Origin of the sequence: Streptomyces sp. SID3343 (assembly GCF_009865215.1) — a bacterium.
In the GTDB taxonomy this organism is placed as follows: domain Bacteria; phylum Actinomycetota; class Actinomycetes; order Streptomycetales; family Streptomycetaceae; genus Embleya.
Map to the genome: position 1 here is coordinate 1 of NZ_WWJX01000543.1, position 2,089 is coordinate 2,089.

A 2,089-nucleotide genomic window follows, 5' to 3' on the forward strand; every position below is an offset into this window, starting at 1 on the left:
ACCGCCGACCGCCGACCGCCGACCGCCGACCCTTCCCGCCGCCCACCGCCTGATCGAGCCGAGTTCCCCAAAAAGACAGCCGGCACCAAGTCGCGCCGGCCGGGGCGCGACCCATGCGGCCGAGGAGGCCGCTTCGGCGCTTTGCCCACATGGACGATGTCGCCGGCACCCGGACACCGATCCGCCGCTTGATCGAACCCACGCAGATCAACCGCGGCGCTGCGGGCCAAGAATGACCGTCGGGTCACGCGAGGTCGGCTGGAGCCACCCCATCCGAATCCTCGACAGCGGTTCGCGCTCGTTCACGCGCGGCCGGCGTGTCAAGGACCTCGTCGTCGATTCAAGGCTGCCCATCAGGGCTGCTCATCGCGCGGACAGCCGGACAGCCCGACCGGGGACGGGACACCTTCGTGCCCGTTGCGGCCGGCTTCGGGAGTCCAGGGCACAGTTTCGGGAGCCCGGAACCGACTCAGCGGGCCGTCGGAGCCGGCAGCGCGACCGCCTCGCGCAGCTCGTCGGCGGCCTGGGTGATGAGCTGGGAGAGGGACGCGTCCGGGTCGGTCAGCCAGCGGGACGCGGCGCGCCGGTGGATCGCCAGCACCACGTCGATGACGAAGCGTGCCTGGCCGGGCTCGACGCCGCGGTGCTCAAGCGCCCGCGCCAGCGCGTCGGCGATGTCGGCGAGCTTGATCAGATCGCGCTCGGCCAGTGCCGGGTTGGCGGCGATCACTCTGACGCGACGCAGCAGGAACTCGCGTGGGCGAAAGATCTCCTCGGCGCTTCTCAGCGCGGTCAGCAGCGCCTCGATCGGCGTGAGGCCCGGGTCGGTCGCCTCGAACTGGGCGACGAGATGGGCCTCGAGTTCGTTACCGGCGAAGAGGACTTCGCGTTTGTCGGGGAAGTAGCGGTAGAAGGAGCGCTCCTTCAGACCGGCGGCGCCCGCGATCTGCGCGACCGTGGTGCGCTCGAACCCCTGCGTCTCGAACAGTTCGAGCGCCGCGCGTTCGAGCCGGCCCTGTGCGTCGGATTCCCATCTCGGCATACCCCAAGCTTACGACAACAGAAGCTGTTGTCGGCTGGTAGGGTCGATGACAACAGATGCTGTTATCGCCCAGGAGGTTGTCATGAAGGCTCTTCAGTTCGACCGGTTCGGTTCCCCGGACGTGATCGTGCTCCGCGACGTCCCACAGCCGGAGCCGGGCCCCGGTCAGATCCGGATCGCCGTGCGGGCGTGCGGCCTGACGCCGGCCGACTGGCACATCGTCGACGGTCTCCTCGCCGACCATCTGCCGCCGCTGCCGCGCGGGCTCGGCCTGGAGATCGCGGGCACCGTCGACGCGCTCGGCGAGGGCGTCACCGATGTCCGGATCGGCGACCGCGTGTTCGGCCCGGCCGTCTTCCACGGCTCGACGGCCGGCGCCGCCGAGTACGCCCTGATGCCGGCCTGGGCACGCATTCCCGACGGCGTCACCGCCGAGCAGGCCGCCGCATTGCCGATGGCGGCCGAGACGGCGTGGCGCGCGCTCGACGACCTCGGTGTCGAGCCTGGTGAGCTGCTGCTCGTCCACGGCGCGGGCAGCACCGTGGGTGAGGCGGCGGTGCGGTTCGCGCTGCACCGGGGTGTTCGGGTGATCGCCACCGCCGGGCCGACCCGGGCCGGCGCCCTGGAAGAGATCGGCGCCCAAGTGACCGCCTACGGCGAGGGCATGGCCGAACGCGTCGCCGCACTGGCCGGAGGCCGGATCGACCGGGCCCTGGACACGACGCCGACCGGGGGCCGGATCGACCGCGCCGACCAGCCCAGCCCGGCCGGCGGCTCGCTACCGACCTTGATCGGGCTGACCGGTGATCCCGACCGGGTCCTCACCGTCTCGGACTTCGCCGCCGCGGCCGACTTGGGCGTCCGGATCACCACCGAGATGCGCTACGACCGGATGGACGAGTTCGCCCGGCTCGCCGGCGAAGGCGTCCTGGTCGTACCGGTCGCCCGCACCTACACGCTCGACCGGATCGAGGAAGCGGCCGAACTCAGCCGGTCCGGTCGCCCCGGCGGAAAGCTCATGCTCGTCCTGTGATCGCCCCGCCGGCC

2 protein-coding genes are annotated in these 2,089 nt (G+C 71.6%); one reads left to right on the forward strand and one right to left on the reverse strand.

Annotated elements, in window-relative coordinates:
• Nucleotides 1–469: 469 nt before the first annotated feature.
• Nucleotides 470–1,042, reverse strand: coding sequence for a TetR/AcrR family transcriptional regulator (locus GT354_RS16755; protein ID WP_161357106.1), 573 nt, complete (start codon nt 1,040–1,042; stop codon nt 470–472).
• A gap of 82 nt (nt 1,043–1,124) precedes the next feature.
• On the opposite strand from GT354_RS16755, the gene GT354_RS16760 reads away from it, so the two are divergent.
• Nucleotides 1,125–2,075, forward strand: coding sequence for an NADP-dependent oxidoreductase (locus GT354_RS16760; RefSeq protein WP_161357107.1), 951 nt, complete (start codon nt 1,125–1,127; stop codon nt 2,073–2,075).
• The last annotated feature ends 14 nt before the right edge of the window (nt 2,076–2,089 follow it).

What these genes read in the sequence shown, in the direction of transcription:
- GT354_RS16760 (WP_161357107.1), top strand. Translation starts at nt 1,125, where the DNA reads ATGAAGGCTCTTCAGTTCGACCGGTTCGGTTCCCCGGACGTGATCGTG.
- GT354_RS16755 (WP_161357106.1), bottom strand. Translation starts at nt 1,042, where the DNA reads ATGCCGAGATGGGAATCCGACGCACAGGGCCGGCTCGAACGCGCGGCG.